The organism is Xanthomonas sp. NCPPB 4037 (genome assembly GCF_041475695.2).
Classification (GTDB): domain Bacteria; phylum Pseudomonadota; class Gammaproteobacteria; order Xanthomonadales; family Xanthomonadaceae; genus Xanthomonas; species Xanthomonas campestris.
This window is the reverse complement of sequence record NZ_CM191261.1, coordinates 2919574-2931617: the sequence shown is the minus strand read 5'-3', so window position 1 is coordinate 2931617 and position 12044 is coordinate 2919574. Positions and strand designations below refer to the sequence as shown.

The window sequence follows — 12044 nt, the reverse complement described above, 5'->3', positions numbered from 1 at the left end:
CCGTCTCGCCTTCAACACAAGACGGCGTCGTTCTTCACCCGGACGGTCCCGGGCCAACCGTGACACGCAGCGCACTGTGTGTGGTTCGGTAACGCATGCAACTTTTGCGGGCTGGCGGAGGCTGCGCAACGCCCAGGTGTGATCTGCGAGAATCGGCCGTCTTTCCTATGGATGCCGATCCTCGATGACTGCCGCCACGCCGCTCGCCACGCCCATCAATTCGCCTGCGCGCGTGCTGTTCGCCAGCCTCATCGGCACCACCATCGAGTTTTTCGATTTCTACATCTACGCCACTGCGGCGGTGCTGGTGTTTCCCACGTTGTTCTTCCCGGCCGGCGATGGCGGCGCGGCCATGCTGCAGTCGCTGGCGACGTTCGCGGTGGCCTTCATTGCGCGGCCGGTGGGCTCGGCGGTGTTCGGGCACTTTGGTGATCGTGTCGGGCGCAAGGCCACGCTGGTGGCAGCACTGCTGACGATGGGCATTTCCACTGTGGCGATCGGGCTGCTGCCCAGCTACGCGCAGATCGGCGTATTCGCGCCGCTGCTGCTGGCGCTGTGCCGGTTCGGCCAGGGGTTGGGCCTGGGCGGCGAGTGGGGTGGGGCGGTGCTGCTGGCGACCGAAAACGCGCCGCCCGGCAAGCGCGTGTGGTACGGCATGTTCCCGCAATTGGGCGCGCCGCTGGGCTTTTTGCTCTCCACCGGCACCTTTCTGGGCATGGGCGCGCTGCTGGACGATGCGCAGTTCATGCGCTGGGGCTGGCGCGTCCCTTTCCTGGCCAGCGCCGCGTTGGTGCTCAGCGGTCTGTGGGTGCGCCTGAGCATCACCGAAACTCCGGACTTCCAGAAAGCCCTGGATCGCAACACCCGTGTGCGGCTGCCGCTGGGCACGGTGATTGCGCAGCACTGGCCGGCACTGATCATCGGCACCTTGGGCGCGTTTGCAACGTTCGTGTTGTTCTACCTGATGACGGTGTTTGCGCTGGGTTATGGCACCAAGACGTTGGGCTACGACAAGGAGCAGTTCCTGCTGCTGCAGATGGCCGGCATCGTGTTTTTCGCGCTTGGGATTCCGATCTCAGCCAAGTTCGGCGACCGCCACGGCGCGCCGTTGGCAATGATGCTGGCCAGCGTGGCGATCGTGGCCTTCGGCCTGGCGTTCGCGCCGTTGTTCCAGGCCAATCACCCGCTGCAGGTGCTGGCGTTTTTGTCGCTGGGGTTTTTCTTCATGGGCCTGACCTATGGGCCCTGCGGCACCTTGCTGGCCGAGTTGTACCCCACCGAAGTGCGTTACACCGGCGCGTCGTTGTCGTTCAATTTGGCCAGCATCCTGGGCGCGGCACCGGCACCGTATGTGGCCACCCAACTGGCCGCACGCTACGGCGTGCAGGCGGTGGGGTATTACCTCGGCGGTGCGGCGGTGTTGAGCCTGTTTGCGTTGATGCTGGCACGTCGATCGCAGCGATGAGGTAGGCGCGCGTTTGCGCGCTTGCGCGCGATGGGCGTTACCGACCACGGTTGGTTGCGCGCGAGCGCGCTCCTACCAGGGCCGCTGGTTCTGATTGAAATGACGTGCCGAGAGAGTGCGCGCAATTGACGCACCGTGGCGCTGAAGAAGATGGGCCACATATCCGTAGGAGCGCGCTTGCGCGCGATGGGCGTTACCGACGACGGTTGGTCGCGCGCGAGCGCGCTCCTACCAGGGCCGCTTGTTCTGATTGAGATGATGCGCCGAGAGCGAGCGCGCAGTTGATGCACCGTGGCGCTGAAGAAGATGGGCCACGCTTCCGTAGGAGCGCGCTTGCGCGCGATGGGCGTTACCGATAACGGTTGGTCGCGCGCAAGCGCGCTCCTACGCGGGATCAGCACCGCAATGCACCAGCGAAACAAGCGCTTGAGCGTTCTTCCGAGCCAGCTGCCGTGTTGATGGGTGCGGCTGAATTGATCCAGGTGCGCGATCACCTGCGGGGCGTAGGCCTGATCGTCGCCGCGGATGTGGTTGAACAACCAGCGCGAGAGCATGTTGCGGAGTTCGTCGCTGACATCTTCGCCCGCCTGGAAACGTAGGCGATAGTCGCCAACGCGCTTGGCGAACACCGCGTGCACGCGCTGGTGGGCGTGGCTGAAGGGGTAGCCGGCTTCTTCCATCAGCTCCTCTTCGAAGGCGAAATGCGACAACGTGTAGTCGATCAATTCGTCGATCACGTCCGACACCACCAACCGCTGCAGGCTGGTCTGCGCCACGTGCAGGTGATTGATCATCTCCACGATGCGGCGGTGTTGGTGATCGATCACCTCGATCCCGGTGTTGAGGTCGTCCTGCCAGATCAGCAGTGCCATCGATATGCCTTGCCCAATGCGATGGGCGCACGATAGCCACCACGCGCGCCCGGCGCGTTGATCTGGATCAAGCCAGCGCTGCGGCTCAGCTGGCCAGGCGCACCTGGTTGCGGCCGCCGGCCTTGGCCAGGTACAGGTATTTGTCTGCTTCGCCCAGCAGGTGATGCAGCGACTGGTCACGCTGGGTGGCGATGCATACGCCGATGCTCACGGTCATGCTCAGCGTCTCGTCGCCGATGCGCACGCGCAGGGCACTGATGCGCTCGCGCAGGGTCTCGAAATAACTCGTGGCGTTGGCGGCATCCAGCCCCGGAACCAGCAGGCAGAATTCTTCGCCGCCGAAGCGGGCCACCAGATCCTGCGGGCGGGCGTGCCCGGACACCGAGGCTGCCACCGCACGCAGCGCCTGGTCGCCGGCTTCATGGCCCCAGGTGTCGTTGATGTGCTTGAAGTGGTCGATATCCAGCATCGCCGCGGTGACGGTCTGGTCTTCCGAGAGCAGCTGGGGAATCACCCGCTGGCTCTGCTCCAGGAAGTAGCGTCGGTTGGGCAGGCCGGTGAGGAAGTCGCGGGTGGCCAGGTCCTGCAGCGTGCCGATCAGCTCCAGCTGGTCCACGTTCTGCGAGACGCGGCAGAAGAATTCTTCGCGCGAGAACGGCTTGCGCAAAAAGTCGTTGGCACCGTTCTTGAGAAAACGCGGGATCAGCGACGAATCGCTGTTGCCGGAGATGCCGATCACCGCCACCTTGTCGCGCGAGCGGATCGCACGCAGCCGGCGGGTGAATTCCACCCCTTCCATGCCGGGCATTTCCTGGTCGACGATGGTCAGGCGGATGCCGGGGTCGCGTTCGATCGCCTGCAGCCCGGCAGCACCGTCGGCAGCCAGCACCACGCGGTAGCCATACATCGACAACAACGCCGCAGCATAGGTGCGTGCAGACAACGAGTCGTCCACCACCAGCGCGCCGATGCGGCGATTGCGCTCCAGGCGCTGCACCAGCCAGGCCAGGTATTCGATGCTGCCTGGCGCGTTCTTTAGGACGTAATCGATGATCTGCTGCTGCAGCACGCGCTGGCGCAGGTCTTCGTCGTAGACGCCACTGACCACCACGGTGGGCAGGTTGCGCGAGAGGAAGAACTCCACCACCTTGTCGCGGTCGCCGTCCACCAGCACCAGGCCGGTCAGGACCAGGAACCAGCCACTTTCTTCGTCCAGCACGCGCGCGGCTTCGGCCAGGGTCGATACGACCGTGACCGGCAGCTCCACGCGTTGCTCGATGGCCTCGCGCAGCATGCTGGTGAACGTGCGCGAGTTCTCCACCAGCAGCACGCGCTGCGGCAGGACTTCGCTTTCACTGTTGCGATGTAGGGTGCCTGGGGACATCGGTCAGCCGTCTGGATCGAACCGTCAGGTCAGCTAACGGCTCGGTTCGGCAGAACTTGAGCACTGCGTCGCACTCACCACAGCGCATCGCGCAGCCGGTACCAGCCCATCGCCGCCATCAGCAGCGGGGTACGCAGCAGCCGGCCGCCGGGAAAGGGCGCGTGCGGAATGCGAGCGAACACGTCCAGGCGCTGGCTCTGGCCGGTGATGGCCTCGGCGATGACCTGGCCGGCCAGCCCGGTGGCAGCTACCCCGTGGCCGGAAAAGCCCTGTGCGAAATACAGGTTCGGGGCCAGCCGGCCCCAGTGCGGCGCCCGGTTGGCCGAGATGTCCACGTAACCGCCCCAGACTGTTTCCAGCCGCACGTCGCGCAGTTGCGGGAATACGGTGTGCATGCGGCGGGTCATTAGCTGCGCCAGCCCCGGCGGGGGCAGCGACGAATAGCTGGCCCGCCCGCCGAACAGCAGCCGGTGGTCGGCGCTGAGCCGGTAGTAGTCCAGGGCCCAGTTGGTGTCGGCCACCGCCATGTCGTTGCGGATCAGGCTGCGGGCCCGCTCGGCGCCCAGCGGCGGGGTGGCACCGACGTAGGTGCCCACCGGCATGATGCGGCGCTCCAGCGGTGCGGCGACGCCGCGCAGCAGCGCATTGCCGGCAAGCACGCCGAACTCCGCCGAGACGCTGCCCTGGTCGGTGTGCAGCACGATCCGCTCGCCTTGCTGCACCCGCGTCACCGCGCTGTGCTCGTAGATGCGCACACCGGCGGCCAGCGCTGCGCGCGCCAGCCCCAGCGCATAGGCCAGCGGCTGCAGGTGGCCGCTGGCCGGGTCGAACATGGCGCCGAGATAGAGCGGGCTGTCCAGCTCCGCACGCAGCTGGCTGCGGTCCCACCACTGCAGTGGATAGTCATAGCGTTCGGCCATGCGCACGATGCCGCGCTGCAGGGCCTGCACCTGGCGTGGCTTCAGTGGCACGTGCGCGTGGCCGTCGCGCCAGTCGCAGGCAATGCCGTGGCGCGCGATGCGTTCGCGCAGCAGCCGCATGCCATCGCGCGAATAGTCGAACAGCAGGCGTGCATCGCGGTCGCCGACCAGCGCTTCCAGCGTGTCCTGTTCGCAGCCATAGCCCACGATGGCCTGGCCGCCGTTGCGCCCGGAGGCGCCCCAGCCAATCCGCCGCGCCTCCAGCACGGTGACCTGGTAGCCGGCCTCGGCCAGCGCCAGCGCCGCGGTGAGCCCGGTGTAGCCGGCGCCGAGCACGCAGACATCGCTGCGCAGCGCGCCGTGCAGCGGCGCCTGCGCAGGCAAGGGCGGCGTGCTGCGCGCATACCAGCTGTCGGGATACGCGTTGCCCGGTGCGTCAGTCGAGCCGGCGGGCAAGGCGGTGGCCATCAGACCGTCCGCAGATACCGGGCGTAGTCCAGGTCCGGCACCAGCGCCTGATAGTCGAGCAGCTCGCGCTGCTTCTGCTGGCCAAACACGTGCTGGAACTGCGTGCCCAATTGGGCGTCGATGAAGTCGCTGCGCAGGAACGCATCCACCGCGCCCTGCCAGGTGCGCGGGGTGAAGGTCGCTTGCGCGTAGGCGTTGCCCTGCACCGGGGCGGTGGGTTCGCCGGGGTGCTGCAAGCCGTCCAGCATCGCGGCCAACACAGCCGCCGCCACCAGGTAGGGGTTGGCATCGGCGCCGGCGATGCGGTGTTCGATACGGGTGTTGTGCGCATCGCTGTGCGGGATGCGCAAGGCCACGGTGCGGTTGTTGAAGCCCCAGCTGGCGTCCAGCGGCACGAACGCATTCGGCACGAAACGGCGGTAACTGTTGGCATGCGGCGCGAAAAGCAGCAGCGATGCGTCCGCATGCCGTTGCAGCCCGGCAATGGCATGGCGCAGGGCGGCGGCCGGCGCATCCGCTGTGCCGTGCAGCACGTTGTGGCCGGCGGCATCGAGCAGGCTGACGTGCACGTGCAGCCCGCTGCCGGCCTGGCCGGCGAACGGCTTGGCCATGAAACTGGCCAGCAGGTGTTGCTGCTGCGCGATCGCCTTGATGGTGCGCTTGAGCAGCAACGCCTCGTCGCATGCGGCCACCGCATCGGCGCGGTGCTGCAGGTTGATCTCGAACTGCCCGGGCGCGTATTCGGCCACCGCGGTATCGGCCGGAATGCCTTGCTGCCGGCACGCCGCGGTGACGGCATCGGTAAAGTTGCGGTGGTCGTCCAGGTCCTGCAATGCATACACCTGGGTGCTGGTGTTGCGCTCGCCGGTGTGTGCATCGCGCGGCGTCTGCGGGCGGCCCTGGGCATCGGCCATGGCGTCGAACAGGTAGAACTCCAGCTCCACGGCGATCACCGGCGTCAGGCCCAGCGCGGCGAACCCCTGCACCACGCGCTGCAGCACCGCGCGCGGCGCGACCTCGAATAGGGCGCCGTCGGGGGTATGCATCGCCAGCAACAGCTGCGCCATCGGCTGTGGCGCCCACGGCACCGGGCGGAGTGAGCCAGCGATCGGGCGGCAGATGCGATCGGCATCGCCAATGGCGTAGCCCAGGCCGGTTTCTTCCACCGTATTGCCGGTGATGTCGGTGGCGATCAGCGACATCGGCAGGCACACGCCGTCGCGGTAGACCTTGTCGAGCGCCTCGCGGGTGACACGCTTGCCGCGCAACACGCCGTTGGTATCGGGCAGCAGCAGGTCCACCAGCGCACAGCCCTCGATCGCGGCCAGGGTGGCGGCATCGGTGCTGGGCAGGGACGCGACACGGGTTTCGGTTGCCATGGGCCACACCTGTGAAATCGCAGGCCAGCGTAGCAAAGCGGGCGTGAGCAGGCGCAGGAGTTGCGTGCGCACGGTGGCAATGCACCGGGCGGCGCGCTAAGTTCGAAGGACCGCCAGCGGAGTGCGTTGATGACCATGGTTCCCCTGGTTGGGTTGCCGACCGACCGCAGCCTGCACGGGCCGCACCCGTTCCTGGCAGCGGGCGAGAAGTACGTGCGCGCGGTGGTGGAGGCGGCCGGTGCACAGCCGGTGCTGTTGCCCAGCCTGCAACCGCCGCTGGATGCCGGCGCGTGGCTGCAGCGGCTCGACGGCCTGCTGTTGACCGGGGCGGTCAGCAATGTGGAACCGCATCACTACAGCGACGAACCCAGTTGGGAGGGCAACCCGCACGATGCCGCGCGCGATGCCACCAGCCTGGCCTTGATCCCGCAGGCACTGGCGCGCGGCCTGCCGGTGCTGGCCATCTGCCGCGGGCTGCAGGAGGTCAACGTCGCGCTCGGCGGGCGCCTGCACCAGCGCGTGCACGAGGTGCCGGGCCTGGCGGACCATCGCGAAGACCGCAGCGCGCCGCTGGACACCCAATACGGCCCCGCGCATCCGGTGCAGCTGCAGCCGGGCGGTTGGCTGGCCGGCATGAGCGACACCGCCCAGGTGCAGGTGAACTCGCTGCATGGGCAAGGCATCGCCACGCTGGCCGCGGGGCTGGTGGTGGAAGCCACCGCGCCGGATGGCCTGATCGAGGCCTTTCGCGGCCCTGGCCCGGGGTTTCTGCTCGCGGTGCAGTGGCACCCGGAGTGGCGTGTCACACAGCATCCGTTCTACCGTGCCATCTTCCACGCCTTTGGCGAGGCCTGTCGCCAGTACGCCGCCCAGCGCGGAAAGTGAGCTCGCATGTCGATCCGTACACGTTCGCGCAAGTCCACGCCCAAGCAGCCGGAGAGCGCGCTGCGCCGTTGGCTCAAGGAGCGCCACATCACCGAAGTGGAATGCCTGGTACCAGACATCACCGGCAATGCGCGCGGCAAGATCATTCCAGCCGACAAGTTCTCCCATGACTACGGCACGCGCCTGCCCGAAGGCATCTTCGCCACCACGGTCACCGGCGATTTTCCGGACGATTACTACGCGCTGACCTCGCCATCGGATTCGGACATGCACCTGCGCCCGGATGCCTCCACCGTGCGCATGGTGCCGTGGGCCGCCGACCCCACCGCGCAGGTCATCCACGATTGCTACACCAAGGACGGGCAGCCGCACGAACTGGCGCCGCGCAACGTGCTGCGCCGCGTGCTCGATGCCTATGCCGAGGTCAAGTTGCAGCCGGTGGTGGCGCCGGAACTGGAATTTTTTCTGGTGCAGAAAAATACCGACCCGGATTTTCCGCTGCTGCCGCCGGCAGGGCGCTCCGGGCGCCCGGAAACTGCACGGCAGTCGTATTCGATCGATGCGGTGAACGAGTTCGACCCGATCCTGGATCTGATGTACGACTATTGCGATGCGATGGAGCTGGACGTGGATACCTTGATCCACGAATCCGGCGCCGCGCAGCTGGAAGTCAATTTCACCCACGCCGATGCGTTGTCGCGCGCCGACCAGGTGTTCCTGTTCAAGCGCACCATGCGCGAGGCGGCGCTGCGGCACGGGGTGTACGCCACGTTTCTGGCCAAACCGATGGAGACCGAGCCCGGCAGCGCGATGCATATCCACCAGAGCCTGTTGCATGCCGGCACCGGCAAGAACGTGTTCAGCGGCAAGCGCGAGGGTGGCTTCAGCGACACCTTTGCGCATTATCTGGGCGGGCTGCAGAAATACATTCCGATGGCGATGGGGCTGTTGGCGCCCAACGTCAATTCGTACCGGCGGCTGATGTTCGGCGAGGTCTCGCCAAGCAATGTGCTGTGGGGCTTCGACAACCGCACCTGCGGGTTGCGGGTGCCGATTGATGCGCCGCAGAACATGCGGGTGGAGAGCCGGTTTGCGGGCTCCGATGCCAACCCGTACCTGGCGATGGCAGCGACCTTGGCATGCGGGCTCCTGGGCATCCGCGAGAAGCTGGAGCCGACCGCGCCGATCAGCAGCAACGGCAAGGAGCAGGGCTACGATTTGCCGCGGTCGTTGGGGGAGGCGTTGGATGAGTTGGAGGGGTGTGAGGCGTTGAAGGAGATGTTGGGGCCGCGGTTTGTGCGGGCTTATATTTCCGTGAAGCGGAAGGAATACGAGACGTTTTTTCGGGTGATCAGTTCGTGGGAGCGGGAGTTCTTGTTGTTGAATGTGTGAGGTTGGTTGACCGGTTGACCGGTTGACCGGTTGCTTGGTGGCGAGGTGAGTGCAGTTTTTGTGTTTTTTTGTACGGTTTCCCCGCGGCTGTGTGTTTTCCTTGATGCAAGATGAAGCAGGAAGCAGGGCTTTCACGCCCTTCGGGCGCGAGTCACTTTTCTTTGCTTGTGCAAAGAAAAGTAACCAAAAGAAAGCACACCCCGTCCTCGCGCCCGACGCGCTGCGCGCGACGGGTGCGCAAGTCCGGCAGAAATTTTTGTAAGGGACATCCATGTCCCTTACAAAAACGTCGCGCATCCATGCGCGCCGCCCTGCGGGTTGTATCTGCCGGCCTTGCCGCTGCGGTATGGGGCTCCGGAAGAGCGTGAGCAGAGCAGGGCAAAGAGCAGAGTAGAGCGCAGAGCAGTGCAAAGCAGAGCACAGCAGCGGTATAGAGCAGTGCAATGCTAGGCAGGCTTTGGCTCGCTATGCATGCCTCTGCGCTCCATCCACGGCATGGCAACAGTGCGCGGGTATGCTCGTTGTTTCCCATGTTCGGAGCGGGTCGTGGATCCTTCTGCGCTCAGGTCCCTGCAGCAACTCGATGCTGCGCATCATCTGCATCCGTTCAATGACAACGCGGCACTGGCTTCCAAGGGCACGCGCATCCTGACGCGGGGCGAGGGGGTGTATGTGTGGGATGCGGATGGCAACAAGTTGCTGGATGCGTTTGCTGGGCTGTGGTGCGTCAACGTGGGCTATGGGCGGGCCGAACTTGCGCAGGCGGCGGCGCGGCAGATGGAGCAGTTGGCGTACTACAACAGCTTCTTTCAATGCACCACCGAGCCCACCGTGCACCTGGCTGCCAAGTTGGCGGAGCTGGCGCCGGGCGATCTGAATCATGCGTTCTTTGCCAATTCCGGCTCGGAGGCCAACGACACCATCCTGCGGCTGGTGCGGCATTTCTGGGCGGTGCAGGGGCAGCCGCAAAAGCACATCTTCATCGGCCGTCACGATGGCTACCACGGCACCACCATGGGCGGGGCCAGTCTGGGCGGAATGCGCGGGATGCATCGGCAAGGCGGGTTGCCGATTCCCGGGATCGAGCACATCGCGCCGCCCAACCATTTCGGCGAGGGTGGCGAGATGGACCCGGACGGCTACGGTCTGCTCGCTGCGCGCCGGTTGGAAGAGAAGATCCTGCAGTTGGGGCCCGACACCGTGGCGGCCTTTATCGGTGAGCCGATCATGGGCGCGATCGGGGTCTACATCCCACCGCGCAGCTACTGGCCGGAAATCGAACGCATCTGCCGGCGCTACGACGTACTGCTGGTGGCCGACGAGGTGATCTGCGGGTTCGGCCGCACCGGTGCCTGGTTCGGTGCGGAGTATTTCGGTTTCCAGCCCGATGTGATGACCCTGGCCAAGGGCATCACCTCCGGCTACATCCCGCTGGCTGCGGCGATGTTCAACGACCGCGTGGCCGGTGTGCTCAAGCGTCAGGGCGGTGAACTGGCGCACGGCGGTACCTATGCCGGGCATCCGGTATGCGCTGCGGTGGCGCTGGAAAACCTGCGACTACTGCAGGACGAGGGCATCGTGGACGCCGCACGCACGCAGATTGCGCCGTACCTGGCGCAGCGCTGGGCCGAACTGGGCGCGCACCGTCTGGTGGGCGAGGCGCGCATCGCCGGGCTGGTCGGTGCGCTGGAACTGGTGCCCGACAAGCGCCGCCGTGGTGAGTACTTCCCGGAGCGCGGGCGGGTGGGCGCGCTATGCCGCGATTTTGCCCTGCGGCGCGGGCTGATCCTGCGGGCCACTTACGACGCCATGCTGCTGTCGCCGCCGTTGATCATCACCTGCGAACAGGTCGATGAGTTGTTCGACAAAACCTGGGCCGCGCTGGACGACACCGCGCAAGCGCTGGGCAAGTAAGCGCGGCGGCAGGCTTCGCGCCGCCGAGCCGCGCAGCCACGGCGCAGCGAGCGCCACCGCCGCAGTCACTTTCGTCGTCCCCCGACGCTGCCGCGCATCGCACCCGCGCACCGCCGCCCAGAGACCGCACGCTGTGCAAACACGGACGCGGTGGGTAGGCTGGGCGCAGACCGGCCGCGATGCCGGGCCGCCCCACCGCGCTGCCCTGGAGACCCACATGACGCTGCGACTGCTCGCCCTGACCCTGTCCATCACCCTGTTGTCCGGCTGTGGCGGCGGTGGCGCCCCGGGCAAGGCCGATGCACAGGCCAAGGTGCTCAACGTTTACAACTACTCTGACTACATCGCCGAAGACACCATCCCCGCGTTCGAAAAGAGCACCGGAATCAAGGTCACCTACGACGTATTCGACAGCGACGAAATGGTGGAAACCAAGTTGCTCGCCGGTGGCAGCGACTACGACGTGGTGGTGCCCACGCTCAACTTCTTTGGCCGCCAGATCCAGGCCGGCGTGTTCCTGCCGCTGGATAAAAGCAAGATTCCGAACCTGGCCAATCTCGACCCGGACATCATGCGCCGCATCGCCGCGCAGGACCCCGGCAACACCTATGGCGTGCCGTACATGATCGGCACCACCGGCATCGGCTACAACGTCGACAAGCTCAAGGCGGCGTTTGGCAACACCGAGATCGCCAACAGCTGGGACCTGATCTTCAAGCCGGAGAACCTGTCCAAGCTCAAGGACTGCGGGGTCACCATCCTCGATACGCCCTCGGACATGATTCCGATCGCGTTGAACTACCTGGGCCTGGACCCGCACAGCAACGCGCCGGCCGAGATCGAAAAAGCCGCCGCGCTGATCAAGACCATCCGCCCCTACGTGCAGAACTTCCACTCCAGCCAGTACGTGACCTCGCTGGCCAATGGCAACACCTGCCTGGCGGTGGGCTGGTCGGGCGACATCATCCAGGCCCGCGACCGCGCGGCCGAAGCCGGCAACACTGTCAAGGTGGCGTATTCCATCCCGAAGGAAGGCGCGCCGCAGTGGTTCGACATGCTGGCGATCCCCAAGGATGCCAAGCACCCGGAAAACGCCTACGCCTTCATCAATTATTTGCTGACGCCCAAGGTGGCGGCCGCCAACAGCAATTTCATCCACTACGCCAATCCGGTCAGCGCCGCCACGCCGCTGGTGGATGCGGCCATCCGCAACGACCCCACCATCTACCCACCGCCGGAGGTGACCGCCCGGATGTTCACTTACGCGATCAATCCACCCGAGGTGGACCGCCTGTACACGCGGCTATGGACCGAGATCAAGACGGGTCGCTGACGCGGGCTCTCTCACATGCCCTGTGCGGCCCG

8 protein-coding genes and 1 pseudogene are annotated in these 12044 nt (G+C 66.0%); 5 read left to right on the top strand and 4 right to left on the bottom strand.

The window, feature by feature from the left end:
- The first annotated feature begins 184 nt into the window (after nucleotides 1-184).
- Entirely contained in the window at nucleotides 185-1465 is a 1281-nt protein-coding gene (locus tag ACCQ01_RS13230) for an MFS transporter (RefSeq protein WP_228432163.1), read from the top strand.
- A 416-nt stretch (nucleotides 1466-1881) separates the two neighbouring features.
- Here the strand turns inward: ACCQ01_RS13230 and ACCQ01_RS13225 are convergent.
- The 4 genes and pseudogenes from ACCQ01_RS13225 to ACCQ01_RS13210 all read right to left on the bottom strand — a co-directional run.
- Nucleotides 1882-2337: pseudogene (locus tag ACCQ01_RS13225) on the bottom strand (bacteriohemerythrin); the annotation flags it as partial.
- Between the two features lie 85 nt (nucleotides 2338-2422).
- A complete protein-coding gene (locus ACCQ01_RS13220) occupies nucleotides 2423-3721 on the bottom strand; it encodes a diguanylate cyclase (protein ID WP_042597728.1) in 1299 nt (432 codons plus the stop codon).
- A 74-nt stretch (nucleotides 3722-3795) separates the two neighbouring features.
- On the bottom strand, nucleotides 3796-5109 hold the full coding sequence (locus tag ACCQ01_RS13215) for an NAD(P)/FAD-dependent oxidoreductase (protein ID WP_228432160.1): 1314 nt from the start codon (nucleotides 5107-5109) through the stop codon (nucleotides 3796-3798).
- Nucleotides 5109-6488 carry a glutamine synthetase family protein gene (locus ACCQ01_RS13210; protein ID WP_228432158.1) on the bottom strand — a complete coding sequence of 460 codons (1380 nt, stop codon included), beginning with the start codon at nucleotides 6486-6488 and terminating at the stop codon, nucleotides 5109-5111. Before ACCQ01_RS13210 ends, ACCQ01_RS13215 begins: the two co-directional genes overlap by 1 nt.
- A 129-nt stretch (nucleotides 6489-6617) precedes the next feature.
- Here ACCQ01_RS13210 and ACCQ01_RS13205 point away from each other — a divergent pair, with 129 nt between their 5' ends.
- The 4 genes from ACCQ01_RS13205 (at nucleotide 6618) to ACCQ01_RS13190 (ending at nucleotide 12012) form a co-directional block, all read left to right on the top strand.
- Entirely contained in the window at nucleotides 6618-7373 is a 756-nt protein-coding gene (locus tag ACCQ01_RS13205; protein ID WP_228432153.1) for a gamma-glutamyl-gamma-aminobutyrate hydrolase family protein, read from the top strand.
- A 6-nt stretch (nucleotides 7374-7379) separates the two neighbouring features.
- Nucleotides 7380-8765, top strand: a complete 1386-nt coding sequence (locus ACCQ01_RS13200; RefSeq protein ID WP_014508026.1) for a glutamine synthetase family protein — start codon at nucleotides 7380-7382, stop codon at nucleotides 8763-8765.
- A gap of 546 nt (nucleotides 8766-9311) precedes the next feature.
- The gene (locus tag ACCQ01_RS13195) at nucleotides 9312-10679 is read left to right on the top strand and encodes an aspartate aminotransferase family protein (protein WP_228432150.1); all 1368 of its coding nucleotides are present in this window, start codon (nucleotides 9312-9314) and stop codon (nucleotides 10677-10679) included.
- Between the two features lie 217 nt (nucleotides 10680-10896).
- The gene (locus tag ACCQ01_RS13190; protein ID WP_114998962.1) at nucleotides 10897-12012 is read left to right on the top strand and encodes a polyamine ABC transporter substrate-binding protein; all 1116 of its coding nucleotides are present in this window, start codon (nucleotides 10897-10899) and stop codon (nucleotides 12010-12012) included.
- The last annotated feature ends 32 nt before the right edge of the window (nucleotides 12013-12044 follow it).

Bases quoted from the DNA above. Each gene is read 5' to 3' on its own strand.
- ACCQ01_RS13230 (WP_228432163.1), top strand. From the start codon at position 185: ATGACTGCCGCCACGCCGCTCGCCACGCCCATCAATTCGCCTGCGCGC.
- ACCQ01_RS13220 (WP_042597728.1), bottom strand. From the start codon at position 3,721: ATGTCCCCAGGCACCCTACATCGCAACAGTGAAAGCGAAGTCCTGCCG.
- ACCQ01_RS13215 (WP_228432160.1), bottom strand. From the start codon at position 5,109: ATGGCCACCGCCTTGCCCGCCGGCTCGACTGACGCACCGGGCAACGCG.
- ACCQ01_RS13210 (WP_228432158.1), bottom strand. From the start codon at position 6,488: ATGGCAACCGAAACCCGTGTCGCGTCCCTGCCCAGCACCGATGCCGCC.
- ACCQ01_RS13205 (WP_228432153.1), top strand. From the start codon at position 6,618: ATGACCATGGTTCCCCTGGTTGGGTTGCCGACCGACCGCAGCCTGCAC.
- ACCQ01_RS13200 (WP_014508026.1), top strand. From the start codon at position 7,380: ATGTCGATCCGTACACGTTCGCGCAAGTCCACGCCCAAGCAGCCGGAG.
- ACCQ01_RS13190 (WP_114998962.1), top strand. From the start codon at position 10,897: ATGACGCTGCGACTGCTCGCCCTGACCCTGTCCATCACCCTGTTGTCC.